This window comes from Pseudomonas antarctica (assembly GCF_001647715.1).
Taxonomy (GTDB): Bacteria; Pseudomonadota; Gammaproteobacteria; order Pseudomonadales; family Pseudomonadaceae; genus Aquipseudomonas; species Aquipseudomonas antarctica_A.
Genome location: NZ_CP015600.1, coordinates 1,858,613 through 1,882,232 on the forward strand (window position 1 = coordinate 1,858,613; position 23,620 = coordinate 1,882,232).

Here is a 23,620-nt window from a genome sequence, read left to right on the forward strand (position 1 = left end):
CCTGTGGGTCTGATGACATTACCCGAGCGCCGGCAGGCGCTCAAGGGCGCAAATGCGTTCGATCGTTTGCGAGGGCAACAACCTGAAAACAGCCGTTTGAATCACCGGCCGTACTGCTAACTAGGAGGCCAAAATCACCATCAGGTTCAACCCAACTGCCCGATGACCACCCCGGGCAAAATGTGGGAGTTGGCCTATCAGCAATGACGCCCTCAAAAAACCACCACCACCTACCTGATGCACACAGCTCAAAATGTGGGAGCTGGCTTGCCAGCGATGACGCCCGCCCAGCCCCTGAACAACCCCCTGACACCCATCACCCAAAACTGTGGGAGTGGGCTTACTCGCGATGATGCCAGCCCAGCCACTAAACATCCCGCTGACACCCATCACCCAAAACTGTGGGAGCGGGCTTGCTCGCGAAGGCGGCCTGTCAGCCCCAAATAACCCCACTGACACCCAACCCACTAAATCACCGCCCCTCCAACAACTCTCCCGCCTGATCCAGCAACGCCAACGGATCACTCGCCTTATGAATATCCACCGACAACAACTGCCTGAACCGGCGAGCCCCCGGAAACCCGGTCCCCAACCCCAACACATGCCGCGTAATGTGATGCATCGCCCCACCACTGGCCAAATGCTCCGCAATATACGGCCGCAACTGCGCCAGCGCCTCAGCCCGACTAATCACCGGCGCCTCACTGCCAAACAGCAGCTGATCCACCTCCGCCAGCAAATACGGATTGTGATAAGCCTCGCGCCCCAACATCACCCCATCAAACACCTGCAAATGCGCTTGGCACTGCTCCAGCGTCTTGATTCCACCGTTCAGCACAATCTCCAGCTCCGGGAAATCCTGCTTCAACTGCGCCGCCACGTCATAGCGCAACGGCGGAATGTCGCGATTCTCCTTCGGCGACAACCCCTCAAGAATCGCAATCCGCGCATGCACCGTAAAACTGGTGCACCCGGCGTCCCTCACCGTCCCGACGAAATCACACAACTCGGCATAACTGTCGCGCCCATTAATCCCGATACGATGCTTCACCGTCACCGGAATCGACACCGCATCCCGCATCGCCTTCACGCAATCCGCCACAAGTGCAGGGTGCGCCATCAGGATCGCGCCGATCATATTGTTCTGCACCCGATCACTCGGGCAGCCGACGTTCAAGTTCACTTCATCGTAACCGCCAGCCTCAGCCATACGCGCGCAGGCAGCCAGGTCAGCGGGGACGCTGCCGCCCAACTGCAGCGCAAGCGGGTGCTCGGCTTCGTTATGACGCAGGAAACGGTCGTGGTCGCCGTGCAGGATCGCGCCCGTCGTGACCATCTCGGTGTAGAGCAGGGCGTGCTTGGAGAGCAGGCGCAGGAAGAACCGGCAGTGGCGGTCGGTCCAATCCATCATGGGTGCAACGCTAAAGCGCCGAGACAGTGCGGGGCTTGATTCTGCTGGGCTAAAGCTCTGTTTATCTAGCATTTTACTCAACGTGTTCTGGGCGTGTTTTAGGGCGTTTTCAGGCGTTTTTGAAGGCTCGGTGGTACGATGTACCACCTAAGAACTGACGCGTACCACTTTCTATATGGCGACTATCAGGGCAAGAAAACTGGCGGATGGGACTGTGAGCTACACGGCTCAAATCCGCATCAAACGCGACGGAGTGCAAGTCTACCAAGAGAGCCAGACCTTCGCCCGAAAACAGGCCGCCCAGGCTTGGGCGCGTAAGCGCGAAACGGAGCTGGATGAGCCAGGTGCGATCGAGCGGGCGACCCGCAAAGGCGCCACGGTCAAAGAGATGAATGCTCGGTACCTGGTCGAGGTCGAAAAAGCCCGACCATTGGGCAAGACCAAGCGCGCGACGCTGACAGCCATCGGCGAGACATACCTAGGCCAGTTGACCGATACAGACATCACCACCCAGACCCTCGTCGACTTTGCTCTTTGGCGAATGAGCAAGGAGGGCGGCGGGGTTCAGCCTCAAACAACCGGTAATGACCTGGCGCACCTCGGGGCTGTTCTGGCGATTGCCAAAGATGCGTGGGGGTACCAGGTCGATCCGCTCGCGATGGGCGGCGCTCGGCGGGTACTGAGGAAGCTGGGCTACAACCTGAAAAGCCGCGAACGTGACCGCCGGCCGACGTTGGACGAGCTGGGAAAGGTGCTGACGCACTATCAGGCCATGCAGGCGAGGCGCCCGACTGTCACCAATATGCTGAAAGTCGTTGGCTTTGCGCTGTTCTCCACTCGTCGGCTAGATGAAATAACCCGTATTCGCTGGGCGGACGTCGACGAGCCTGGTCAGCGTGTGCTGGTGCGCGACATGAAAAACCCCGGTCAGAAGATCGGCAACGATGTTTGGTGTTATCTGCCGGACGAAGCGTGGCAGATCCTCCAGACCATGCCCAAGGCCGGCGAAGACATATTTCCCTACAGCCCTGACTCGATATCCACATCCTGGGCGAAAGCGTGCAAGTTCCTGGAGATCTCAGATTTGCACTTCCACGACCTACGCCATGAAGGTATCAGCCGTCTGTTTGAAATGGACTGGGATATCCCACGTGTGGCGAGTGTTTCCGGACACAGGGATTGGAATTCGATGCGGCGATACACGCACTTGCGTGGCAAGGGAGATCGTTATTTGGCGTGGGAATGGCACGAGAAGATATTGAGGGCGCCCGTCCAGCTGGGCGCCGCATCAATGAAGTGGCTCAAACGACGTGTTTTAACCCGTTGAGTTGGTTGTGCTCTTTAACCGCAGCGGCGCGCTGCAGGTCGAGATAAGCCGCCAGGTCAGTCAGGTGTATGCCTTTGGCAGATTTTTGGCTTTTTTCCAGGCGGGTGATAGGCAGCTTGATCTGACCACTCATCACCTTGCGCTGGAACATATCCGGCGTCAGGTGTGTGAAGTAATCCCGGCACACCAGCTCCAGCGAGATGATCGCTTGACCATCGTATTGGGCCATCAGGATGAAAGATGTCTTCATGATGATCCCCTTACATTCGAAAAGATTGATGAATGAACGACGGCGGAGCCTTATGTTCTGCGGGTTTCGCTCCATTGCCTTGGATCTCGCAAACAAACCGATGCCGCTCCCGATTGGGGGCAGTCATTGCCTCTGTCAGGCCCTTTAAGGCGTCGCTGCATTGCTCATTGGCGTAAGGGCCATTCCAGCTATCAACCTTCACCACCTGGCAATCCGTCCGGGTAGCATCCATGCACAGATAAAGAAGAAGGAATACTGTCATACGCTAACCTCCGATGAGCATGCGCGTCAGCGCATTGGGCTGGCCGTCGGGTGTCAGCTTGTCGAGTGGTTGGGTGATGGTGCGGCCGGTTGCTGCACGCAAGGTGGCAACGTTACCGTCGATCCCTACTATCACGCCTATACGTGCGCTGAGACGGTATTCCCGACCGCCACCGCTCATTTCAATGTAGCTGACCTTGTCGCCGACCTTCAGTGGGGGTGTGGTAGCCTTTGCGGTGCCGCCTTGGGGTTGATTCACTTGCATGGTGCTTCTCCTTTGGGTGGTCGGTGTCGAGGGGTTGCAGCCCCTCGACACCATCTTCTTACTGGCTTTCACCGGTTGGGTTTTACTTCCGCACCAGGTGCAGCAGCAGGTTTTCAAACTCGACAACTTCATCGGTTGCCGACTGCCATTCCAGGACTGCCTGGATCTGTTCTCGGCTGCACTCCAGCACTAGGATTTCTTTATCGCTGACCGCGCGTGCCTCTAGGATCGCGACCACACCGGCCGGGTCGTAGGCCTCGGCATGAACAATTTTCCCCGACTCGTTAAACCAGGCCTTCAGCTCCTTCAGGTGCCGAAGGCGGTTGGTCTCCCCATGTTGGCCGTCGCCGGTGATGACTTGTACTTGCATGGTGCTTCTCCTTTGGGTGGTGACAGACGTTGCAGCGCCTGACGGGTAAAGCTGTTGGTGTGTCAGGCCTGGAAGTGCCAGCACTTGACGATGGGTTGCTTGGTTATTACCGCGTTGGTTTTACTGGCCTGGTGAGCCCGTACCGCGCTGTCGGTCGCCTTGTTAACGTCAAGCAGCTTCCGCGAGCGGGAGTCCTTCAGGCGCTCGCGCAACTCGCTGACGTCGGCGATTTTTTGCCGGTTTTCTGCAGCGCATTTCACGAAGTCGTTGAGGTTGATGGCGATGACGTGGTCTTTCTTGCTGTGGTTGACCACCGGGCCATCGGCGTCGAGGCCTTCCAGGTATTCGTAAACTTCCCAGAATTCAGCCACCACCGGATGGTCGGAGCTGATCGAGGCCTGGCGTTCAATTGCCATGCGGATAATCTGCGAGCGGGTATGCTCGACCTGTGCGTCGGTGAGCGGCACCACCATGCACAGGCAGTCCAGCAGGGTGAGCATTTGGGCGTGGTTCTTGTTGATCCGCTCCACACGGATGTAGCCGCGCAGCTTGTTGCCGCATTGGCTACATTCGCCGTGCTCGTCTTTGAATGGGGTGTCGCAGGCAAAGCAATGGGAGTGCAAGTTGCGCAACTTCGCCTCGTAGCCCGCAACCCGCTGGCCGAACAGTTCCATCACCTCCAGCTCTTTGCGCACGGCCTGCAACACAAAGTTGCTGAGTGTCGAACCTTCCAGCGCATTGAGCCGATCTGCCGCGGCGCGGCTTTCAGCGGTGACGTTCGGTCGTACAAAGTGCAGTTTGACGGTCCGGGTCATGATCGCCTCGGAAGCCACTACGGGGGCGTTCTGGCTGATGGCGATGGTGCCGCGAAACGGTGGTTCGTAGGTTTCGTTACCGGCGGTTTTCACACCCTTGGTCGCCAGGGTGCCGCCGCCGTAGTAATCCTTGAGTTCGTCCCATTCGAAGGTTTTGGCGTGGGCCTTATCGTCGCCGCTGCGGTCTGATTCCAGCAGCACAATGGGCATGCCGGATACTTGGCCCATCAAGCGGCTGCGGCCTGCCTTGGTGGATTTGGACGGGTCGAACCCTTCGTATCCATCGCGACCCGCGAGTTTCCACAGCAGCGTGAGCAACGTGGTCTTGCCGGCGCCAGCCTCGCCAGTGGCCTCAAGGAAAGGAAACGACTGGTACCGGCCGCGGATCTGTTCGGCGAACAGCGAGCCAAACCAGAAGGTCAACGCCACGATGCCCTGGGCACCAAAGCACTGCCACAAAAGCCCAAGCCACTGGTCATCGTATTTTTTGCCGTCCTTTTCCAGATTGATCTTCACACCCTTTTGCAGAGTCTTGAGCTTCAACTTGCCCATCTCAAAAAACTCTTCCTCATTGATGTGAATTATCTGGCCCTCGCGGATGGCGACGTCGTTGAACACGTAGCAGTGGTATTCCTTGCTGTAGCCCACATAGTCGATGGTCTGAACGGTCTTGATGCCGAAAAGCTGGTCTTTCATAAGTTTGTCCAATTGTTGTCCACTGCCGGTGAACACGGCTCCGGCACCCATGCCGAGAAGTCTTTTCTTGAATTCGCTGGCAGCGGCGACCTGACCACCCGTGAAGGTGTTTTTCACTGAACCGCCGTCGTGCGGGAAGTCGACGCGGAAGAAGTACCAGGACTCGTCGGTAATCTCGTTTCGCTGGAAATAGAGGGCTTTGGGGTAGCAGTTGGCGATCTCGACGACGCAGCCGGCGACGTTCAGTGCCTTCTCCCGAAGCTGCTTTTCATTGAGTGTCTGGGCTTCGTGGCCATCGCTCTTTTCGAGGGCCTGCTTGGCGCTGTTGTATTTCGCCAAGTCCAATTTCCACCAGTACAGGCGGGAGTCGAAACAGAAGTGGAATTCCTCCCGTTCACGCCACTGGTACATGAGCAATGCCTTGTCGCTGGCACTTTCTGCGATTAGCAGGGCGCCCTGGTGGCGGGCTTCTTTCAAGTCATTTTCGATGCGATCAGCGCGGGCTTTTTCGTCGTCGATAAATGCCCAGCGTTGATGCAGATCGTTCCAGTCAACCTTGCGGGCGTCAGGCTGTGACACCTGAGCAGCCTCACAGGTAAAACCGAGTTCGCGGGCACGGTTGACCCACATACGGGTGTACTTATGAGCGCCTGGCTCGTTATCCAGAGCCCAAACCAGCTTTGGGATTTTACCGCCGCGAGCGGTGATCAGGGCCTTAAGCGATTCCTCTGGAAAGGCGTTCGAGGACAGCGCCGCAACCGCAGAGATACCGTTTTGAATGAGCGCAATGGCGTCGAAGATTCCTTCAACGATCCACAGCTCATTTACTTCCAGCAGATCCACGCACGGCGGGCACCACCAGTGCCCCCTGTAGCTCTTGAGGGGTTGGAAGCGGGCCTTCTTCTTACCGAACCGTGACGGTTGGTCAATCAAGCGCTCCCAGTAACCGCCGTGTTCCAGAGGGAAGCGCACGGTGGCAGAGCCAATATTCAGATCGCGATCAAAGTAGCTTTCCTGGGTGTACCAGTCCTCTATCAGCTCAACGCGGAAACCTCGGGCAAATGTCAGGTATGCCTTTGCGCTGGCGGCAGGCTCTTCTCGGGTGGCCGGTGCACGCTTGCTCCAATCGTCGAACAGATCCGGGTAAAGCTCTTTGGTGGGAGCCATGTACCGGCAATTTTTCTCGCGGCCACAGCGGATGAACCAGGGTTCATCGTGGCGCGAAAACAAACGTTTCTGATTGCACTGCGGGCAGGTGCCCTTACGCATGTAATGCGTGCCTTTCATGTGCTGAAGGCCGTAATCAGACTCCAGGCGCTGAAGCACGTCGGCGCGGATCTTGTCTTCCATGGGCTTGCGAATCACTGCACATGCTCCGCAGCCGTAACAACGAGCTGCTTTTTCAGCTCGCTGCGCGTTTTGCAGATGCCTGCCAGGTAGGGCAAGTCCTCAAGCACCTTCGGCGCCCGTTGACCACTTGGCACATTCCGGTAGCGGTCGGAGTACCAAATATCAGCCATGGTGACTTCGTACTGGCTGGTCAACCACAACAGGTAGTGCTGCGCCTGTTGTTCGTCCAGCTCCAGTTTTATGGTGATTTTGCTCATTTCGGCCACCAGTAAGTTGCAAATTTCCCCTACCCACGCGGTGCGGGCATCAAACAGGGAGGGTTTTGGATTAGTGCGGGAGGTTGCGAGTCAGCAGCAGGCGTGTGGGGAGCAAGCGTGCTGAAACGGGATGTCGCTGTTGGGTGCAGTTGTCGAGCAACAAGATCACCGGGCGGAAGGGGCCGCTGGTGGGATGAATGCCCAGCCAGGCCACACGCTTGCAGGTCATGCTTTCAAACTCGGCCACCGCCAGTTCAGCAATGCGGTGCACCAGGTGCTGAGGGACTTCAAGTGAGAGCGTCAGGTAGCGTACGCAGTTGTCGAGCAACTGAGTGTCACCGGCAAGATGCTCGCAGCGATGACGGTAGAGGTAAGCCACCGCTGCTTGTTGCATTGCCGCACGGTAATCGCTGGCGGGGTTGGTAGTCAGGGTGATGGCTTTCATACGGTTGTGGCCTCCATTTCCAACTGGTCCAACAGATCGGGCTGATCGTTGGCGGTTTTCATTGCCTGGCGACGAATGACCACGTCAGCTACCGGAAGCTGTACAGCCGGGTTTGGCATGCCGCTGGGGCTCAGTTCGTGGGTCATTTGAAATTCAGCACGCACCGCCCAGCCGCAGGCCTCGTTGGTGCATTGCATGTAGGTGATACGTAGAAAGATGTGTTGGCCTTCGCTGGTGCGGATGCGCATGCGGCCGTGGCAGTGAGGGCAAACAAGTTTGTAAGTGCTCACCCAGCCAACCCCCCGCCGTGCAGTTGGATGGTCGCTAGCACTTCGGCGTAGCGGGCGGACATATACTTCATGAGGGCCGACACGATTACTTCGGCTTCACTAGGCTCAATGACACCGTCGTCCAGCGCTTTGGCAATGATCTGGTCAACCAACCCGCGCTTGGCAGCGGTTTTTACAGAGCGGTTGTACAGCTCGACGTTATCCAGCGATTCAGGCACCGCGACGGGTACAAACATGCCGCCATACATGCCAGTGATGTAGTCAGCGAGATATGACGTACCTGCAACGCGCTCGAGGCGATGGATATGTTCGTCGCTGAGCGGCCGACTGCCAGCGTTCTCATAGGCCTGGTTATCAAACTTCTTGATCGGCATCCCGAGGTCAGTTGCAGCGTAGTACCGACCTCCTGGATAAGCGCCAATCACGGCGCTGACTACGTCTTTCCGGTTGGCTAGAACTGGACGTTTCATCTTCTGGTTTCCTATCTGAGCCAACAGGCCTAATTTGTGACTACGCCGTCTTTGATGCCGAGCAACACCGCAGCACGGTGGGACTCGCCCCGCAAACATTTCTTCTGTCCGTTCAAGACGGCGTACACCGTGGACGGGTTTAAATTGTGCTGATCGGCCCAGTCTTTGGCAGAGAGGCCTTGATGCGCGAGTCGCTCACGTGCTTTTCGGCACGCTTGCTCCGTGGGGTATGCGTTCGGCATAGTCTCGTTTCGTGTGATTTCGTGTGATTACAGGCGAAGTATTTCCCATGAATGTGGGAATGTCAACTCGTCATGGAGACGTTTGTGGGAATTGGTGATCGCCTAAAAGAAGAGCGTGAACGCTTGGGGTTTAATCAGACCGAGCTTGCGGCGAAGGCTGGTGCCTCGAAAAACAGTCAGTACAACTATGAAAAGGGCGAGCGCAGCCCGGATGCCAGTTACCTGGCAGCGGTCGCTGAACAAGGGGTGGATGTTCTTTACGTGGTGACCGGCCAGCGCTCTATTAAGGGCGAAAGTCAGCTATCCAACGATGACTTGGAAGTCGTGATGCACGTACGGAGCCTGGGCAACGAGGACAGGGGGGCGGTGATGCGCCTGCTAAGGGCTTTTACAAATAAAAATTAAGGACTTTGGACATGAAACGGATGACGTTATCTATAGTGGTGCTGGCAATGCTTGCTTCGGGTGTGTGTGGTGCCGAGAGAAAGAGCCTGAAGGTTTCCAGCAAGGACTATGGCGACGATTGGCCGTTTACGGTCGCTAGCGTTGACCTGTTGTGCTTTGGACCATCGCCCAAAGCATTGGCCCGAACCTCGGACGGAACCGTTTACGCATTGAGCGGAAGTGCCAGGAGTCATGCAAAGGATCACGGCTGGTCGGACGGCGAGGACATAACCAAGCCCAATCCTACGATGCCATCCATCAAGATGGATTACAGCGATATCGTTCAGCGTGCTCAGGCGCTTTGCGGTGATGCGTAATTTGTAATGAATTTTTCATTTAGTAGGCTGATGACACAGTCAAACATGCTGAAAATTGCTCACTCCCCGGGCGCTTTGGTTGGTGCCGATTCTGGCATCGGGCGTCCGAACGTGTTGAATGGAGTGACACATGTCGGTGATAAAAAAGGTAGATGTCGAACAGTCTGAAGCAATTGAATGGTCGGAATTAAATGAGCACGAACTGAAAATTGTGAAGCTCTACAGGTTGCTTGATAATGAGCAAAAATCAGACATATTACGATTTATTAGCGTTTTGCTGAACATGTTTTAAAATATAGCCCGACAGATTGTCGGGCATCATTGGTTTTTACAGGAGTTAGCGATACATGGACTCGAGTGAGATTTGGGCCGACGATCTGATGGAACGTCAGCCAAGTGCAGAATTTTTAACATCTTACCTTCTCGCTAATCCACATATTAAGGTGTTAAATGTTAACTCTCCCTGGGGGGCGGGTAAGTCATTCTTCTTGAGTCGTTGGAAAGAAGAACTTAGTAAAGAGCATGTTTGTATTTTTTTTAATGCTTGGGAAACTGATTATACAGCTGAGCCATTAATAGCTTTGGTGACATGTATTGAGCAGCAGACAATGGATGATGTTTCGCTCGGATCAACCGAAGCGGGCAAGAATGTAATTAAAGTTGTAAGCGAGCTTATGAAAAAAGCGGCGCCTCTAATTGCCAAGGGTCTTGTCAAGAAATTTTCAGGAGTTGAAGTGGATGAGCTTTTGGGTAAAGAAGGAGTAGACGATGCGGGGGAAGCGGTGGGAGGCGTTGTAGAGGCGCTGATAAAAGAACAATCTAAAACCGCAATTCACGTTCGGGATTTCAAAAAAGCTATTCTTGAAAAATTGTCTCAGGCTACTGAGAACAAAACGTTGCGCACACCCGCTTTTATTTTTATTGATGAATTGGATAGATGCAGGCCTACGTACGCTATTGAACTCTTAGAGCGGGTTAAGCACTTCTTTGAACTGGAGGATTGCCGATTTATTGTAGCTTCCGACTCAACACAGCTGGCGCACTCTGTAAGAGCGGTTTATGGAGAAAAATTTTATTCTGAAAGATATTTGAGTAGATTTTTCGATGCTGAATTCCGTTTGGATAACTCGAATATTCTTGTAATTGCGAAGCAGATTCAGTGTCAGTTTTCATGTGTGGCTCTGCAAATTAGCACGACTGGTTATGCAAATGCATACGGACTTGAGTCCCCTCTTGAGCCGAAAAGCGGAACTATATATGCCGAAGAAAGTAATTACCCCGAGTATGCATTGATACTTGTAGGTCTGGCCAAATATTTTAAGGTTGAGCTTAGGGAGATGCTTCGATACGCTCAGCAGATAAACAGTATGGCAAGTGCTTTGCCTTCACATAACTTCCATTATTTTTGGGCGGCTTATTTAATATTTTCTAAGGCTGCGAGTGATGATCTGTATCATGCTTTAGGTGTTGAGAGCAAGGCTAGTGCAGCAGTTGACTTGTTTGATGCGACAGCTGTTCCTGTGAACTATACTTTCCCCGACGGGCATGAGTCTATCGCCGAACTTGCCAAGTTTTACACTCGAATTGTTAATTGTGGGAATGACGAACTAAGGCAGATGATGAATAACTTTCAGGGGTGGCGAAGTTCCGTTCTTCGTGAGGCTTATCAGAGATTGGATATCATCAGGAGCTACAAGAAGTTGGTAGAACTTGCGCATAGAATATCCTAAGATTAGCTGTTTTCTGTCGGGGGGCAGAAAACGGCGTTTTCCATGTAACTAAACCTTCATTCTATTGAGTTCTCTCTTGACCGCCCGCTTGGCTGTCTTTTCACTGGCGTACAGCCAACGCAACCGCCTCGGCTTCGCCTGATCCCCCGCCGTAACCGTCTTCTCCTTCCCGGTTTTATGGTCGCGGTAGTACGCGATGACCCCTGTGTAATCGCCCTTATTTTCTTCAGCCAAATCCTCGACATTGTCCTCTGGCGTTTTGCTCTCCAAATCCAAGCTCACGGTGTAGCCGCCGTCTGCGGTCAAGCTGTGCTCCACGTTTCCGCCATACCAGATGATCTCGTCGATTTCCTCCTTCACGCCCTGAAGCGTGTAGGTCAGCTCTGGGATCAGGTCCGGCCGGCCCATAGCCAGGGTGTAGCTGAGCGTGGCGCTACCGCGTTGTAGGCGCCGAAATTCCGCGCGGGCGGCGCGCAATGCTGATTGCTGGTCGCTGTAGGTATGGCGCAGGTCTTTGAGATTCTCGCCGCCGCCGGCAATGGCCTCCTGTTTCTTGGCGCTGTTCACGTCGTAGTAATACGCGCGCACGCCGTCGTAGCTGTCGCGGTCGGCTTGCAGGTAGCGGTGCTGATCGCCGTCGGCGCGGGTGAGAGTGATGTGCGGCAGGTCCATGCCGCTTGCGGTCTTGCCGCCGCCCGCCGGCAGGCACAGCAGGCATCCGGCTTTGACGCTGGCCACCGCGTCGAACTCTTCGCCCAGGCGGCTGATCAGGTTGGCGTCTGATTCATTGGCCTGGTCGAGCTGCAAAATGGGCAACCCATCAAGTGCCCCGGCGATGGTGGCCGTCAGACCGTTACCAATGGCTATATCGCCCAGCACGTCCCCGAGCGTGGTGTTGCTCCAGCTACGTTCGCGTTTTGTTTTCAGGCCCTTGCGCAGGTCGGCCGAGCGAGCGCGGATGCTAAGCACGTCCGGGGCGCCGCTATGTTCGGTTTCGTCTACGGTGTAGGTGCCTTTGTCCACTAGGCCCGTGTCGCTCCACCCCAACCACAAACGAAGTACTGCGCCCTTTGGTGGTATCGACAACAGGCCGTCGTGGTCGCTCAGCGTGATAGTGAGCTGGTCGGCCTCCACGCCACGATTGTCGGTCAGCCCCAAGGTCATCAAACGCGGGTTTACCAGGTGAGCGATGTCGTTGCCGTCGACCATCAGGCGGAACGCTGGCACGGGATAAGCTGCGTCCCTGACGAACCGTTCGGCCGTGTCCTTGAGGAACCCGGTGACCTTGGAGATCGCGGCATCAATCACAGCAACCCCCGCAGAATGTTCAGGCCGGTGCTGGTAGCAGCTCCGAGCAGATCGATACGGTCATCATCTGTACGTTTCAGGGTCAGGGTGAACTCAATACGTCGTGGTGTGCCGTCGCGGAAAAACAAGGTCTTCGTCTCGCTCAGGCTTTCGATCACCCACAAACCATAAATCCGCCCGGTGCCCTCGACCATCGGCCAGGCCTTGCCAGTGTTCGCCATCAAACGCAGAGCATCCAGGCTGAGAATGCTGCCGGCCAGCTCCGGCAAAAGTAGACCGGGGAGGGTGATGGTGTCGTCGCCACGGCCAACAAATTGCAGCGCAGGAGCCGCGCCGACGCGACTGTTGCTGGCATGGCGCCAGTTGGTCTGGCGCTGCAGCTCCTGGTAGGCGAGGGTCGATAGGCTGAACACGAACATGCCGAGGCTGAGCATCATGGCAATTAATCCCGATCCGATAGCTTGCTGCGCTGACGGGCGCGTTTCTCGTTTTCAATCTTGCTGAGCATGGCGCGCAGGCTTTTTTCCATGGCTTGCGTATCCATACCAGGCGCTGCAGCGATGGTGATTTGGTAAGTGTCGTGACTGTCGTATAGCGTCGATGCGCCCGCGCTGCTGATGGGGGGACGGTCATCAACCGCCAACGCCGGCATGGCTGTCGTGCTAAGGGCTAGCGTGCCGGCGGCGGTCAGTTGTTTGCCCATGCTCGACAAGGCGTCGAGCGGCCCTTTCTGTCCACCCTCCAGACCTTTTGTCAGCCCTTCCATAGTGAAGCCGCCCAGCTCAGCGAACACCCGAGACGGGCTGTGAATGCCGAGCTTTTCCTTGAACCAGCCGATGCTGGAATCGCCAATGGACCCGATAGCGTTTTTCACGGCGCCGAGGCCTGCTGTCAAACCGTTGACCAGGCCGTTGACGATCATGCTGCCGAATTCTGTGAACTTCCCTGGCAGCTCCACGCCGAAGTAGCTCATCACCCCAGCGAAAGCTTGATAGAACAAGCCCAATGGGCTGAAGTTGATGATCAGTTGCGCAATGCCCACGAGGCCTTGGTCAAAGCTAGCCTTGATGGTGGTCCAGATATTGACTACGCCGGTGGCGATCGAGCCGATGCCCTGTAGCAGAGTCATGATCATGCCGCCGAAGGCTGAACCAAAGCGCTGGCCCATCGACTGCGCCGCGCCGCCGACGTCTTCGACCGGAGTCAAAAGATTGCTGAACCACCCGATCACAGTGCTGATACCGGACGAGATCATGTTAAACAGCGGGCGGACGATGTTGCCGAGCAGTTGCAATGCAAAACCCACAACCGGAATGGAGTAGGCGGCCTTGGCCAGGCTGGCAAGCAATCCACCGAACTTACTGAAGCCACTTAGTACTGGCTGCAGGGCTTCTGTGAGCCCTTGCCAAAAACCAAGAAAGAATCCCTTGATCGGTTTCCAGTATTTGTAGATGAGGACGGCAGCCGCCACCAAACCGGCGACGGCTGCAATCAACCAACCTATCGGTGTAGCGAGGATTGCAGCGCCGACCGCACTGATCGCACCGCTGAGCATTGGCAGCACGCTGACTGCGGCCAGTCGAGCGGAACTGACCAGGGAGGGGATGACGCTCATCATGCCTCCGGCTGCTCGGCTTGCGGTCAACGTTTTCCAGATTCGTCCCATCCGTCCGACCTCGACACCTGCCCCAGCTGCTGCTACGCGGGTACCGATCAACTGGGCTTTTATTGCCCCCAGGCGAATGCCGAACATCGCCATGCCGTAGCGCAGCACAGCGAAGGGGCCGAGCATGCTCGCCATGGTCAGGGCCAATGTGCCGAATACAACCGCTGCGGCTGCTACGGCCGCCACGACTTTGACAAGTCCACCGGCGAGCTTTGGGTTTTCCCGCGCCCAGGTGCCAATTTTGTTGGCGATTTCACCCAGGGTATTGATCAGGTCTTTCAATTCGGGCGCAACAGCAGCACCGAATTCGGCCATGGCGTTGGTAAAACTGCCTTCGGCTGCTTCCATCACGTTGGTCAGAGTACCGAGCTGCTCGTTGACGCGGGTGCGCAGATCAGCTTGGGATTGCATCTTCTGCTGTACTTCCTGGTATCCAGCCAGCCCCTTATTCATCATTGTGTTCAGGGTGGTCATGGTTTCAGCGTCGTCGCCAAACAGCTTACTGATGACGGCCGTACGGTCTGAATCGTTCAGAACCTTCAGCTTTTCCACCTGAGCGTAAAGGTTCTCTAGGCCAGCAAAGTTGCCTTTGTCATCCGTGAATTTGAGCGAAACGCCCTTGTTCGCGCCAGCTGCGATGCTGTTGGCTTTCTCGACTTTGTCTTGATTCAAACCAGCCTGGAAAATTTTACGGAAGGCGTTACCGGCGGAACTGCCCTCCATACCGGCCTGGTCCATCATGATCAGCAGCGGTGCCAGTTCCTTGGCCGCATCGATCCCTGACTTTTTGATGACGTCCATCACCGGCGCGATTTTGCTGAAACCCTGGAGCATGTTGCCTGGGTCCACGCCTGCGTAGAAACCGCGCTGGATGGTGTCCATCAGGCCCATCATGTCCTTCTCGGTGGTGCGGGTGGCGTCCTGCATTTTGGCGGCGAACTCAGCCGCTTCAGTGGCTTCCATCTTGAGCTGAACGCCCAGGTAGGCAGCTGCTTCACCTGTACCGCCGAGAATACTTTGAGCGCTGAGACCCTGGCGTCGGAGCATGGTCATCATGTTCTGGAAGTCCGCCGTGGTACCGGGCAGGCGATCGCCAAGTTTGGTGGCCAGGTCCGTGATCTTTTGAAAGTCTTCAGAGACCTTCCCAGTGTCGCTCATCATCGACACCTTCAACTGCGTGGCAGAGTCCTCATTCGGGGCAAAAGCCTTGATAGCAGAGGCCACGGGCCGGCTTGCGGCGTATCCCACACCGAGACCGGCGGCACCTGATACAGCCATGCGGCCGGCCATGTTCTGGGTTTTATCGTAGGTGGCACGGGCCTTCGCCAGGCTGTCCTGTTTGCGTTTCAGCGCGTCGAGCTGGTCCATCTGCGCTTTGATCGCCAGGGTGGCGATGTCCATGTCCCGCTTGAGTTTCAACTCGGAAGCGCCCAGGGCATTGGTGTTGATGCCAGCGTCTTTCAACTGCGTGCCCAGGGCAGATAGCTTCCCTTGCTGCTGACCGTACTGCTCGCCCAAGCGCTTCGACTCGGCGGTGTGTTGCTTGAGCAGAGTGAGCTGGGCTTTGAACGGAGTTTCCAACCGGAGAATTTCGTCACGCAGACTGGAATGGCCGGCGCGACTGGTGCGCAGCTGCGCGGTGCTGAGCGTGTAGCGGTCTGCCAAGGTCTTTTCCTTGGCTGCAAGCTGATCCAGCTGAGTTTTACGCTCGCGCTGAGCAGCCGTCAGTCGGATGTACTCGGCTTGCTGTTTGCGAGTGAGGGCATTGCCCTTTTGCATCACGGCATTCAGGGCGGCGATCTGGCTGCCGGATTGACGGTGTTCGTCGCCAAGCAAACCCAAAGCGTTACGCGTTCCGGTGAGTTCGCGCTTGAGGTCGGATTGACTGGTTTTGAGAGCGTCAACCTTCTGCCGGGACTGTTCGAAAAGTGCTTGAGTCGGTGCGAGCTGTTGACGGACCTTGGCAGTGGTGCGGGCGAGTTCGCCTACCTTCGAGTTGTTCGCAGCCAGTGCCTCGGAGGTGGCTTTGGTAGCGGCTTGTAGCTCGCGCCAGGCGATGACGTCGCGCTGCTGGGTGTTGAGTTCCTTCAGGCGGTCACGTGCAGCCTTGAGCGCTCGGGCGGTTTCCTGGCTGCCGCCCGTGATTTTCTTCAGTGGTCCCGTGGCTTGGTCGATGGCGCTGAGCAGCACCTGTAGCCTCAGATCATTCGCCATCAGTGGAACTCCGCACCCTAGCGCGCTCGCGCCAGTCCATCAGGTCTTGCAGGCCCAACTGATCCATATCAGCCGGTGCCCAGTGAAAAACCACGGCCAGATCGGCCATGGCGTCCTCTACGCGACGAGGGATGCATCCGTCTTCGCCGACTTCTGCAACAAAAAACCAGAGATTTTGCTACTCAAGGCCAGAAGGTCGGCCGGGTCCATGCCTGCAACTTCTACAGCGGTGAGGCTCGGTGCGCTGATGCGTGGCAGAACCTTGATCAAACTGCCGACGTCCATCTGCAGCAGCTCTACCAGGCTCACGCCGCGCAATTCGCCGGAGTTCGGCTTGCGCAGGGTGATGGTGTCGATAGTGGTAGTGCCTCGACGAATTGGAGTGTCGAGGGTGACGGTGTTGTCGTCGGCCAGCTGCTGCACGTCGGGCTGCTCGATGGTTTCGTCTTTCATTGGATTTGCTCCTGGCAATTAAAGGATGAGGCGTTATCGAGCGGGCGGGTCAGATGCCCATGCCGCTGCGGTGTTTCTCCAACATGTCCACGCCATTGACTTTCTCAACGAAGTTGAGCAGGTCGATTTCGATGATTTCTTCACCATCGACGGTCAGCTTGTAGTAGCTGCAGGTGGTTTTCATGGAGTGTTCGGTGTCTTCGCCTGCCTTGGCTTCGCCCATCTCGATGGTCTCGTGGCGACCTCGCACGACCACTTCCACGTTGCTCGTTTCACCCGTGTCGTCCTGTTGGTAGGGGCCAGAGAATCGCAGGGCCACGCTGGAGGCGTTGACGGCGCCGAACTGGCGCAGAGAGATCAGGTCGAGGCCACCGGTCTTCCATTCGAACTGGATGCCGTCGTCGGACATGCCCAGGTCAGCCTTGACCGGGCCGTTCATGCCGCCGCCGCGATAGGCTTCCATCTTGCGGCCGAGGGAGGGCAGGGTGAGGGACTTCACCAAGCCTAGGTAGCTGTTGCCGTCATTGAACAGGTTGAGGTTTTTTAGCTTGCGTGGCATTGCCATGGCGGTTTTCTCCGGGATACGTGTTCAGGGTGAACTCCCCTCGCGGGGAGGCCCGGTTTAGCTGTTGATGCCCTTGGCGAAGTCGATCAGGTAACGGTCGGTGATTCGCTGGCGGAAGGTGAGGTCTTCAAGCGGCGGCACTGGGGTGTAGTCATAATCCACCCATAGCTTGCCGGCCTTGAGGGTGTCCTTGGTGTTGATGTCGTCTGGATACCAGCAGCTGCCCCCGATCAAGTAACCCTGTGATTTCAACTCGCGCATCTTGGCGTTTACGCCTTCGACCAGGTCGCGTACCAGCGAGGCGTGCATAGGGCGGTCGATGGCCCACATATGCGCTTCGGCCATGGTGTCCGCGAGGATCTGCGCAGTGCGCGTGTAGTTTTCGAAAGCGAACTGCGGATCGTCGCTGCAGGTACGGCTGCCCCAGAAGCGGAAGCCGTTGGCATGGATCAACGTGGTGACGTCGTTACTGTTGAGGTAGTTGGCGTCGGTGGCCGGGTTTTGCAGATCCCAGAACACATCGGCGTTGATGCCGGTGACGCCGCTTACGGCCACGTTCGAAAGAGTTTTATGCCAGCCCGTATCCTGGTCGATCTTGGCCCGCAGGCCGAGAGCACGGGCTACTGCCGAGGCGGTGGTGGTCTTGTTGGCGACAGTGTCCCAGTTCTGGAAGTCCGGCCAGATCACCATCATTTCGCGGGCGCCGAAGTTTTCGCGGTAAGCGACAACCTCTTCTTTCGTTTTACAGCCCCAGGCGCTGACGTAGGCAAAGGCGCGAAGGTCTTTGGCAATGGCGCCGAGGGCGGTGGCCACTTGCAAACTGTCCAGGCCTGGCACGCCGAGAATGCGCGGCGTCATGCCCACGCGTGACTTGGCTACAAGCAAGGCTTTCATGCCGGTGTATTGGCCGTTCGGAGTGGTGCCGCCGATCAGAGCGCTGGTGGTGGCCGCTTCGTCGGCACCTTCCTTGACCCGTACCACGATGACGTAGGGCTTGGTCTGATCTGCGATGCCTTGCAGGCTCGCAGCCAGGGTGCCCTTGACGCCGGCTTTGCCGACTGCTGTTTGTACGTTAGTGAGCAGGACGGGCGTGTCCAGTGGGAAAACAAGCGGGTCCGCATCCTCAGCCGTACAAACCATGCCGATAACTGCGGTGGGAATAGTGCGAATGGGGCGGGTGCCGTCGTTGAGTTCGATGACCCGCACGCCGTGGAGATAATCGGCCATGGGTTATGCCTGCGCTGTGATGGAATGACAGTGCACAGGCTGCCGCGCGCGCGCCGATTGGGCGAGCGGCGCGGCTTGTAAGCGGGGTGTCTACAGGATCAAGTGGTGAGTGTCCCGAAGTCGAATCACTCCGCAGTCACCGCCAGCCACCCAGGCGCTGCCGGTCGATGCTCGTTCAGAGGGAATTCGCCGGCTTCCGGCCAATCACGCAACTGTCGGCGATAGGCTTGCAGCTCCGCGTACTGGTCGGGCGTAAGGGAAGTTGGCGAACCGTCCTCGAGTTCGTCGCGATGCCGCGTTACGACGCTATCCGTTGCGCCGAGCTGCAAGTCACGCCATGCCCGTTCGACCGCTGCGAGTGCTTCTTGGGAGGGCGGTGTGGGATCCGACAGGAATGGATAACCATCCTCAGCCCAAGTGATTACCTTGCCTTCACCTTGCCCCTTCAATAGAGCGGCATGTATTTCAGCGTCAATTTCCACAGCATCCGAGGGCATGAATTCGTTAACTGCTGGGTCGTAAAAGTAACCAGTTTTTTTGGACGCGAACATAAATCCATCTCCTAAAGAGATCTAAATGCCTTTCGCAAAATAGGTGCTTGCTTGCGTGGCGACAGTGAGTGATGAATTCCAGAATCTGACCTGACCGGCGGATTCGTTATATGAGTTAATCCCAGGACTACCCGCCTGCGATGCTCCCGCCCCAGCCACAATCGCCAAGGGGCCGTTGGGGAATTTGATCGGGTAATTGATCAGGACCGAACCGCCAGCTGGGATCGGAGGAACGATGCCCCATTGCTCGATATGACCCGAAGGCAATTTCTGATAGCCGTTCGCCGTAAGGCGCGCGGAGAAACCCGGCGAGTACTTAAGTGAGGCGTCCCCACCATCAAAACTCCATCCGCTCCCCCCTAATAGTCGGCGGAATACGCCCAGGGAGCCGACCGGGATGAAAAATGGCCCTGGCTCAGTAATCGTATTTGTCAGGGTGTCCCCCGTCGCAGCGACCACCCAGACACCGCCAGACAAAGAGCTGCCGATAGTGATCAATGACGCGGCCGCAACACTCGACGCTGGGGGTAAAGCAACCGTCGAAAGTTGTGCAAAGTTACTCAGCCTTCCCACATCTGCCGCAGTTAAAGCTGTGTCGCCCGTGTAGTTCGTTTGCCCTGCATAACTGCCAAGAGCGTGCTGCACATACTCAGTAGTCGCTAATCGCTTGCTGATATCAAACTGTGCAGGGGTTGGTGTAGTTGGAGACCCCAGGAGCGCGGGAGAATTGATCGGCGCAAAACCTTGAGTCACGTTCTGAAAGGTCAATGGCGTGGTGCCTAGGACGATCACACCGTCCGTGATCAACTGCCAGCGCGTATCGGCCAAAGTGGCGCCTTGCTCGACCGATACCAGAAGCGCCGACGTCACTTCTGCATTGCTGTCAGCATCGTCCGAACGCTTCCATACGGCCGCCGCAGCGATGTACAGGCCGTTGTCCTTTGCGACAGTCTGGTTTTTTACCAGCACGCGATCCCCAGCAACCAACACAACACCGTCGATGGTCTGTAGGCCCGCCAGGGCGATGTTTGCCGTGGTGGCCACACGTACCGACTGCTTGTTGTCGAGCTTGTAAAGCTCTTCCATGATCCGTTGTTCGACGTACTCGCGGGTTGCCAGTACCACCGCCGGGTCAATCTTGAGCGTGATGTTGCCGGTACTGGCAACGATGAAATTCATCCGCACGACTTGAGTACGCCCTGACCCTTGCGATAGGGCCGGCTTATAGCTGGGCGCGCAGTTCGCCACGGCCACCAGGTCACCGTCCGCGTCGTACAGACCGATCTCACGGATCCAGCGTCCGCCTTCATCGGCCGGAATTATCTGTTCAGCAATAATCACGGCGGCGTTGATGGGATCGACTCGCAGCTGATTCAGCGGGCGGCGTCGCCACTCGTTGATGAGCCGGGTTTGCAGTTCGTTCGGAATGGGGTCCGTACCATTGGCATCGCCCACGCCCATCTCGGTGAGTTTCCATGGCACGCCGAGCGCGTCGGCGTTCGCCTGCTTGGCTCTCCCCACAGCGGTGAGGATCGCGAAAAACTGAGAGTTCCCATCAATCATAATAAACGTCCAGTGTGTCTATGGAGTGTTCGCGCCCGACTATGCCTATGGTCCCAGTGACCTCGATATCACGCATGACCGGTGGGTAAACGTCGATTTCGTCGCCTTCGTACAAGGCAACACAAATGTTCAAAACCCCTTGTGTTTCGAGGCTGATTGCCAGGCCTGTGAGATGTCGGGTCACCGGCCTGGCGTCATCAATCAGCCAGGTGAGTTCTTGATACATCTCTTCGGTGATCCCGGTGTCGAGTACTCCGACCTTGATGGCGAAAGTACCCGGCACGCCCTGTGGGGTGGTCTGCCACCACTCCAGCACCTCAATCAGGTAGCCCAGCGGCTCGACGACACGGCGCAGTGCGCCGATGGTGCCCTTACGCGAGTGGATGTAGTGGGATGAGCGGATGGCGGCGCGCTTGGCTGCCTCAGTCCATTTGCTATCCCAGCGGTCGACTGAAAAGGCCCAGGCCAGGTAAGGCAGCAGCGCAACCGGGCAGGTGTCCGGATTGCACAGCTGTCGTAAAGGGATAGGCACGCGCTGGATCTGCGCGAGCGCCTGCGCCGCGTGATGCTCCAAAGGGGTGGAGTTGCCCGGCAGTAGTTGCTGGACACCCATTATTCTGCGCCTCGCTTGACGTCGACACCGGTGCAGTAGGGCGCCTGGGCCTTGGTCGCGACGATATCGACCCAGCCTTCCAGCTCCACCTTGCGCACGCCTTCTACGTGAAGTGCGGCGTGGATTGCCGATCTCGACACTTCCATACCGAGGCGGCGACGTTGGTTGACGTAGGTCAACAGACGCGCTTCGGCAGCGGCAAGAATTGGCTCGGACTCCGGCCCGGTCGACAGGAGGTAGACTTTTGCCTTGATCTGGTAGCGCACAATTTGCGCGCCCTGAACAATCAGGCGGTCGGCCACCGGCCGACGGTCCTCGTCGCTGAGGTACGTGTTGACGACGGCGAGCAGTTCAGGAGCAGCCGTGCCATCACCCAGAAGTGATTGCACGGTAACGACGGCAACTGCTGGTGAGGGGCTTTCGGCTGTGGCATCAGCTACCCGGCCATCCGCCGCCCTGGCGTGAAAGATGTAGCTGTTGCGTGGGCCGGCAGTGCTCAAACCTTCCCAGGCCATCTGCGCACGCTCGCGCAAACTGTCGTCTCCTTCCATGAGCTTTGGCACGGGGGGGATGGCGTTGGCTCGGCCCTCTTGGATCACCAGGCGCTTGACGTTGAAGTTTGCGGCCAACTGTTCCAGGTCTGTCCCTCGCGCCGCGGCGAGCAGGTTGGCCAGGGATGCTTCGTTGACGCGTTGCCGCCATACGGTTTCACGGTAGGCATTCTCCTGCAGCAGCTTGGTCAGTGGCTCGGATTCCATTTCCAGACGTGCGGCAATTTCCGCCTGTTCTTCGACCGGCCACAGGCTGATCGCATAGGCCTTACGCTCGGCCAAGATCTGTTCGAAGTCGACTTGCTCAACAATCTGCGGCGCCGGGAGTTGGCTAAGGTCGATGGCGGCGAAGCTGTTCATACACTGCCTCCCAGCTGCAGCGGCACGCTGAGGCTCAGCGGTTCATTCGTGTCCACCACTGTGGCCTCCAGATCGATCGAGGCCTGGCCTTGCATGTTCGCTCCCACAAATTGCACGAGACTCAAGCTGATGCGGGTTTCCCAGCGCATCACTGCCATGACGGTGGCCGCGTATACGCGCAGGCGGGTGACGTCGTTAAAAGGGTGGTCTACCAGTTCGGGCAACAGGCTGCCGTATTCGCGGCGCATCACACGGGTGCCGATTCGGGTGGTGAGAATGTCGGTGATGGCCTGACTGATGTGATCGCGCTCGCCGATGGCACCGCCGGTTTGTCGGTTCATGATGGGATGGGCACCCCCGACTGGTCGCCGCCGACCTTGACGCCGGTGTGCGGGTGTTTGACCAAGCTGACACCGGCTGCAACCACGTCAATCGACACGTCAACCCGGCCGGTGACAGTCTGATTGCCGGTTTGGATGTAGTCGCCCTGGTGTTTGATGTCGCCGACCAGGTTGATGCCGCCACGGCTGATTAGATTGGTGGTGCCACCGTCGGCCAGTGTGGCGTTTAGGTGGTGGGCCACGCTGTCGTACTCAATCACTGAACCGTCAGCATACGTTCGGCGGTGCAGGCCGGCGCGGTTGCCATTGGCCGGGATGTGGTCGCTGAACACACCTGTCACGACGATGCCGTTAGCGAGTTGTCCGGATGGGCTGAACAGGATCACCTGCTCGCCAATGGTAGGCGGATCCCACTCACGGTCGGAGCCTGCTCGCGGAGCGAGCCATGGAAGCCAGGCGGTGGTCAGCTTCCCCGTCATTACCTTCACGCGTGGGGGCTCCACCTGCACGTCGGCGATGACGCCGAAGCGGATGAGGTTTTCGAGCAGGCGAGATAGGGCGGCAAAATCGTTCATGGCGCCGATGTTGAGGTTGCACGCGCGAAGATGCAGCTTTTAGGGGTTGTATGAGGCTCTTATACAATCCCTGACGGAAGTCGATATAGTACGAAAGCAGGCTATTTATGAGTATTCGGGGAAGACAAAAATGTTTGACGTTATTAAGCATGCATCATCTGAATCATGGGTCGGGCTTGCAGGCGTACTTTTTGGTGCGTTTCTCACCACATTTAGTGTGTGGCTAACAAATAGGGCAAATTTCAGGAATTTGAAGGAGCAGTTAAGGCATAGCGAAAAATTAAATGACAACAAACAGAGAAAGGAGCGATTAGAGGAGTTGTATATTTTAATAGGTCACTGGAATAATTTATTTTTTAGTCATTATATAAATTTGACCTTGGTTATGCGTGGGCAAATAGACTATAACCAGTATCTTGATATGATTAATGATCCGGAAAAGAAAGGTGTTGACTTTAATCGTATTGAAATGATTATTGATATATATGGGGAGGAATTTTCCCAGGCATTCGATAAAGTCATAAAAGTTCGAGAAAAAATCAATGCGATAAATGCTTCGCATAAGCGCGCCTATTTGAATGGAAGTTCCGGAGAGGACTTTCTCGATATTGCATCTGATGCCCAATTAGATCTGGGGAAAGCATGCGATAGCCTCAAGCTGCAAATAGCTGAAGCTGCACGAACAGCCTAAAT

General features: G+C 56.7%; 28 protein-coding genes. 5 read left to right on the forward strand and 23 right to left on the reverse strand.

Translation table 11 applies throughout. The features are described from left to right. Nucleotides 1-472: 472 nt before the first annotated feature. Nucleotides 473-1,483, reverse strand: coding sequence for a tRNA dihydrouridine(20/20a) synthase DusA (dusA, locus tag A7J50_RS08550; RefSeq protein ID WP_064451406.1), 1,011 nt, complete (start codon nt 1,481-1,483; stop codon nt 473-475). Between the two features lie 103 nt (nt 1,484-1,586). On the opposite strand from dusA, the gene A7J50_RS08555 reads away from it, so the two are divergent. Continuing rightward, nucleotides 1,587-2,738: a site-specific integrase gene (locus tag A7J50_RS08555; RefSeq protein WP_064451407.1), complete on the forward strand. Its 1,152-nt coding sequence runs from the start codon at nt 1,587-1,589 to the stop codon at nt 2,736-2,738. Here the strand turns inward: A7J50_RS08555 and A7J50_RS08560 are convergent. The 9 genes from A7J50_RS08560 to A7J50_RS30505 form a co-directional block, all read right to left on the reverse strand. Continuing rightward, nucleotides 2,713-2,988 (reverse strand): pyocin activator PrtN family protein, encoded by a 276-nt coding sequence (locus tag A7J50_RS08560; RefSeq protein ID WP_064451408.1) that lies wholly within the window; start codon nt 2,986-2,988, stop codon nt 2,713-2,715. The two genes, A7J50_RS08555 and A7J50_RS08560, sit on opposite strands and share 26 nt — an antisense overlap. A gap of 265 nt (nt 2,989-3,253) precedes the next feature. After that, nucleotides 3,254-3,514, reverse strand: a complete 261-nt coding sequence (locus A7J50_RS08570; RefSeq protein ID WP_064451410.1) for a hypothetical protein — start codon at nt 3,512-3,514, stop codon at nt 3,254-3,256. Between the two features lie 82 nt (nt 3,515-3,596). Continuing rightward, the gene (locus A7J50_RS08575; RefSeq protein ID WP_064451411.1) at nt 3,597-3,884 is read right to left on the reverse strand and encodes a hypothetical protein; all 288 of its coding nucleotides are present in this window, start codon (nt 3,882-3,884) and stop codon (nt 3,597-3,599) included. A gap of 62 nt (nt 3,885-3,946) precedes the next feature. Next, a complete protein-coding gene (locus A7J50_RS08580; RefSeq protein WP_208604465.1) occupies nt 3,947-6,745 on the reverse strand; it encodes a toprim domain-containing protein in 2,799 nt (932 codons plus the stop codon). A gap of 11 nt (nt 6,746-6,756) precedes the next feature. Continuing rightward, on the reverse strand, nt 6,757-7,002 hold the full coding sequence (locus tag A7J50_RS08585) for a hypothetical protein (protein WP_020302910.1): 246 nt from the start codon (nt 7,000-7,002) through the stop codon (nt 6,757-6,759). A gap of 70 nt (nt 7,003-7,072) precedes the next feature. Next, nucleotides 7,073-7,447, reverse strand: coding sequence for a hypothetical protein (locus A7J50_RS08590; protein ID WP_064451413.1), 375 nt, complete (start codon nt 7,445-7,447; stop codon nt 7,073-7,075). Then, the gene (locus tag A7J50_RS08595; RefSeq protein ID WP_064451414.1) at nt 7,444-7,737 is read right to left on the reverse strand and encodes an ogr/Delta-like zinc finger family protein; all 294 of its coding nucleotides are present in this window, start codon (nt 7,735-7,737) and stop codon (nt 7,444-7,446) included. Before A7J50_RS08595 ends, A7J50_RS08590 begins: the two co-directional genes overlap by 4 nt. Then, nucleotides 7,734-8,207 carry a YmfL family putative regulatory protein gene (locus A7J50_RS08600; protein ID WP_064451415.1) on the reverse strand — a complete coding sequence of 158 codons (474 nt, stop codon included), beginning with the start codon at nt 8,205-8,207 and terminating at the stop codon, nt 7,734-7,736. Before A7J50_RS08600 ends, A7J50_RS08595 begins: the two co-directional genes overlap by 4 nt. 29 nt (nt 8,208-8,236) lie before the next feature. After that, nucleotides 8,237-8,449 (reverse strand): DNA-binding protein, encoded by a 213-nt coding sequence (locus A7J50_RS30505; protein ID WP_082895847.1) that lies wholly within the window; start codon nt 8,447-8,449, stop codon nt 8,237-8,239. 84 nt (nt 8,450-8,533) lie between these two features. On the opposite strand from A7J50_RS30505, the gene A7J50_RS08605 reads away from it, so the two are divergent. The 3 genes from A7J50_RS08605 to A7J50_RS08615 all read left to right on the forward strand — a co-directional run bounded on the left by A7J50_RS08605 (nt 8,534) and on the right by A7J50_RS08615 (nt 10,940). Then, the gene (locus tag A7J50_RS08605) at nt 8,534-8,854 is read left to right on the forward strand and encodes a helix-turn-helix domain-containing protein (protein ID WP_064454877.1); all 321 of its coding nucleotides are present in this window, start codon (nt 8,534-8,536) and stop codon (nt 8,852-8,854) included. Nucleotides 8,855-8,865: 11 nt separating this feature from the next. Next, entirely contained in the window at nt 8,866-9,210 is a 345-nt protein-coding gene (locus A7J50_RS08610; protein WP_064451416.1) for a DUF2511 domain-containing protein, read from the forward strand. A 347-nt stretch (nt 9,211-9,557) separates the two neighbouring features. Further along, a complete protein-coding gene (locus A7J50_RS08615) occupies nt 9,558-10,940 on the forward strand; it encodes a KAP family P-loop NTPase fold protein (RefSeq protein WP_064451417.1) in 1,383 nt (460 codons plus the stop codon). Nucleotides 10,941-10,988: 48 nt separating this feature from the next. On the opposite strand, the gene A7J50_RS08620 is transcribed toward A7J50_RS08615, so the two are convergent. The 13 genes from A7J50_RS08620 to A7J50_RS08675 form a co-directional block, all read right to left on the reverse strand. Further along, nucleotides 10,989-12,248 (reverse strand): phage late control D family protein, encoded by a 1,260-nt coding sequence (locus A7J50_RS08620; protein WP_064451418.1) that lies wholly within the window; start codon nt 12,246-12,248, stop codon nt 10,989-10,991. Continuing rightward, nucleotides 12,245-12,685, reverse strand: a complete 441-nt coding sequence (locus tag A7J50_RS08625) for a phage tail protein (RefSeq protein ID WP_064451419.1) — start codon at nt 12,683-12,685, stop codon at nt 12,245-12,247. The genes A7J50_RS08620 and A7J50_RS08625 overlap by 4 nt, the downstream gene beginning before the upstream one ends. Before the next feature lie 5 nt (nt 12,686-12,690). Next, the gene (locus A7J50_RS08630; RefSeq protein WP_082895848.1) at nt 12,691-16,128 is read right to left on the reverse strand and encodes a phage tail tape measure protein; all 3,438 of its coding nucleotides are present in this window, start codon (nt 16,126-16,128) and stop codon (nt 12,691-12,693) included. Then, nucleotides 16,118-16,237, reverse strand: a complete 120-nt coding sequence (locus A7J50_RS30510; RefSeq protein WP_080520579.1) for a GpE family phage tail protein — start codon at nt 16,235-16,237, stop codon at nt 16,118-16,120. The genes A7J50_RS08630 and A7J50_RS30510 overlap by 11 nt, the downstream gene beginning before the upstream one ends. 8 nt (nt 16,238-16,245) lie before the next feature. Continuing rightward, nucleotides 16,246-16,581: a phage tail assembly protein gene (locus tag A7J50_RS08635; RefSeq protein ID WP_064451420.1), complete on the reverse strand. Its 336-nt coding sequence runs from the start codon at nt 16,579-16,581 to the stop codon at nt 16,246-16,248. A 49-nt stretch (nt 16,582-16,630) separates the two neighbouring features. After that, nucleotides 16,631-17,146 carry a phage major tail tube protein gene (locus A7J50_RS08640; protein WP_064451421.1) on the reverse strand — a complete coding sequence of 172 codons (516 nt, stop codon included), beginning with the start codon at nt 17,144-17,146 and terminating at the stop codon, nt 16,631-16,633. A gap of 57 nt (nt 17,147-17,203) precedes the next feature. Then, nucleotides 17,204-18,373, reverse strand: a complete 1,170-nt coding sequence (locus tag A7J50_RS08645; RefSeq protein WP_064451422.1) for a phage tail sheath protein — start codon at nt 18,371-18,373, stop codon at nt 17,204-17,206. 125 nt (nt 18,374-18,498) lie between these two features. Then, the gene (locus A7J50_RS08650; RefSeq protein ID WP_064451423.1) at nt 18,499-18,924 is read right to left on the reverse strand and encodes a phage tail assembly chaperone; all 426 of its coding nucleotides are present in this window, start codon (nt 18,922-18,924) and stop codon (nt 18,499-18,501) included. 21 nt (nt 18,925-18,945) lie between these two features. Then, nucleotides 18,946-20,487, reverse strand: a complete 1,542-nt coding sequence (locus tag A7J50_RS08655) for a phage tail protein (RefSeq protein WP_064451424.1) — start codon at nt 20,485-20,487, stop codon at nt 18,946-18,948. Then, entirely contained in the window at nt 20,480-21,100 is a 621-nt protein-coding gene (locus A7J50_RS08660) for a phage tail protein I (protein ID WP_064451425.1), read from the reverse strand. Before A7J50_RS08660 ends, A7J50_RS08655 begins: the two co-directional genes overlap by 8 nt. Continuing rightward, nucleotides 21,100-22,011: a baseplate J/gp47 family protein gene (locus A7J50_RS08665; RefSeq protein WP_064451426.1), complete on the reverse strand. Its 912-nt coding sequence runs from the start codon at nt 22,009-22,011 to the stop codon at nt 21,100-21,102. Before A7J50_RS08665 ends, A7J50_RS08660 begins: the two co-directional genes overlap by 1 nt. Continuing rightward, nucleotides 22,008-22,352, reverse strand: coding sequence for a GPW/gp25 family protein (locus tag A7J50_RS08670; protein WP_064451427.1), 345 nt, complete (start codon nt 22,350-22,352; stop codon nt 22,008-22,010). Before A7J50_RS08670 ends, A7J50_RS08665 begins: the two co-directional genes overlap by 4 nt. Next, nucleotides 22,349-22,927 (reverse strand): phage baseplate assembly protein V, encoded by a 579-nt coding sequence (locus tag A7J50_RS08675; protein ID WP_064451428.1) that lies wholly within the window; start codon nt 22,925-22,927, stop codon nt 22,349-22,351. Before A7J50_RS08675 ends, A7J50_RS08670 begins: the two co-directional genes overlap by 4 nt. A 130-nt stretch (nt 22,928-23,057) precedes the next feature. Here A7J50_RS08675 and A7J50_RS08680 point away from each other — a divergent pair, with 130 nt between their 5' ends. Further along, nucleotides 23,058-23,618, forward strand: a complete 561-nt coding sequence (locus A7J50_RS08680) for a hypothetical protein (protein ID WP_156526263.1) — start codon at nt 23,058-23,060, stop codon at nt 23,616-23,618. Nucleotides 23,619-23,620: the final 2 nt, after the last annotated feature.

What these genes read in the sequence shown, in the direction of transcription:
- dusA (WP_064451406.1), bottom strand. Translation starts at nt 1,483, where the DNA reads ATGCTAGATAAACAGAGCTTTAGCCCAGCAGAATCAAGCCCCGCACTG.
- A7J50_RS08555 (WP_064451407.1), top strand. Translation starts at nt 1,587, where the DNA reads ATGGCGACTATCAGGGCAAGAAAACTGGCGGATGGGACTGTGAGCTAC.
- A7J50_RS08560 (WP_064451408.1), bottom strand. Translation starts at nt 2,988, where the DNA reads ATGAAGACATCTTTCATCCTGATGGCCCAATACGATGGTCAAGCGATC.
- A7J50_RS08570 (WP_064451410.1), bottom strand. Translation starts at nt 3,514, where the DNA reads ATGCAAGTGAATCAACCCCAAGGCGGCACCGCAAAGGCTACCACACCC.
- A7J50_RS08575 (WP_064451411.1), bottom strand. Translation starts at nt 3,884, where the DNA reads ATGCAAGTACAAGTCATCACCGGCGACGGCCAACATGGGGAGACCAAC.
- A7J50_RS08580 (WP_208604465.1), bottom strand. Translation starts at nt 6,745, where the DNA reads ATGGAAGACAAGATCCGCGCCGACGTGCTTCAGCGCCTGGAGTCTGAT.
- A7J50_RS08585 (WP_020302910.1), bottom strand. Translation starts at nt 7,002, where the DNA reads ATGAGCAAAATCACCATAAAACTGGAGCTGGACGAACAACAGGCGCAG.
- A7J50_RS08590 (WP_064451413.1), bottom strand. Translation starts at nt 7,447, where the DNA reads ATGAAAGCCATCACCCTGACTACCAACCCCGCCAGCGATTACCGTGCG.
- A7J50_RS08600 (WP_064451415.1), bottom strand. Translation starts at nt 8,207, where the DNA reads ATGAAACGTCCAGTTCTAGCCAACCGGAAAGACGTAGTCAGCGCCGTG.
- A7J50_RS30505 (WP_082895847.1), bottom strand. Translation starts at nt 8,449, where the DNA reads ATGCCGAACGCATACCCCACGGAGCAAGCGTGCCGAAAAGCACGTGAG.
- A7J50_RS08610 (WP_064451416.1), top strand. Translation starts at nt 8,866, where the DNA reads ATGAAACGGATGACGTTATCTATAGTGGTGCTGGCAATGCTTGCTTCG.
- A7J50_RS08615 (WP_064451417.1), top strand. Translation starts at nt 9,558, where the DNA reads ATGGACTCGAGTGAGATTTGGGCCGACGATCTGATGGAACGTCAGCCA.
- A7J50_RS08625 (WP_064451419.1), bottom strand. Translation starts at nt 12,685, where the DNA reads ATGATGCTCAGCCTCGGCATGTTCGTGTTCAGCCTATCGACCCTCGCC.
- A7J50_RS08630 (WP_082895848.1), bottom strand. Translation starts at nt 16,128, where the DNA reads ATGGCGAATGATCTGAGGCTACAGGTGCTGCTCAGCGCCATCGACCAA.
- A7J50_RS30510 (WP_080520579.1), bottom strand. Translation starts at nt 16,237, where the DNA reads ATGGCCGATCTGGCCGTGGTTTTTCACTGGGCACCGGCTGATATGGAT.
- A7J50_RS08635 (WP_064451420.1), bottom strand. Translation starts at nt 16,581, where the DNA reads ATGAAAGACGAAACCATCGAGCAGCCCGACGTGCAGCAGCTGGCCGAC.
- A7J50_RS08640 (WP_064451421.1), bottom strand. Translation starts at nt 17,146, where the DNA reads ATGGCAATGCCACGCAAGCTAAAAAACCTCAACCTGTTCAATGACGGC.
- A7J50_RS08645 (WP_064451422.1), bottom strand. Translation starts at nt 18,373, where the DNA reads ATGGCCGATTATCTCCACGGCGTGCGGGTCATCGAACTCAACGACGGC.
- A7J50_RS08650 (WP_064451423.1), bottom strand. Translation starts at nt 18,924, where the DNA reads ATGTTCGCGTCCAAAAAAACTGGTTACTTTTACGACCCAGCAGTTAAC.
- A7J50_RS08655 (WP_064451424.1), bottom strand. Translation starts at nt 20,487, where the DNA reads ATGATTGATGGGAACTCTCAGTTTTTCGCGATCCTCACCGCTGTGGGG.
- A7J50_RS08660 (WP_064451425.1), bottom strand. Translation starts at nt 21,100, where the DNA reads ATGGGTGTCCAGCAACTACTGCCGGGCAACTCCACCCCTTTGGAGCAT.
- A7J50_RS08665 (WP_064451426.1), bottom strand. Translation starts at nt 22,011, where the DNA reads ATGAACAGCTTCGCCGCCATCGACCTTAGCCAACTCCCGGCGCCGCAG.
- A7J50_RS08670 (WP_064451427.1), bottom strand. Translation starts at nt 22,352, where the DNA reads ATGAACCGACAAACCGGCGGTGCCATCGGCGAGCGCGATCACATCAGT.
- A7J50_RS08675 (WP_064451428.1), bottom strand. Translation starts at nt 22,927, where the DNA reads ATGAACGATTTTGCCGCCCTATCTCGCCTGCTCGAAAACCTCATCCGC.
- A7J50_RS08680 (WP_156526263.1), top strand. Translation starts at nt 23,058, where the DNA reads ATGTTTGACGTTATTAAGCATGCATCATCTGAATCATGGGTCGGGCTT.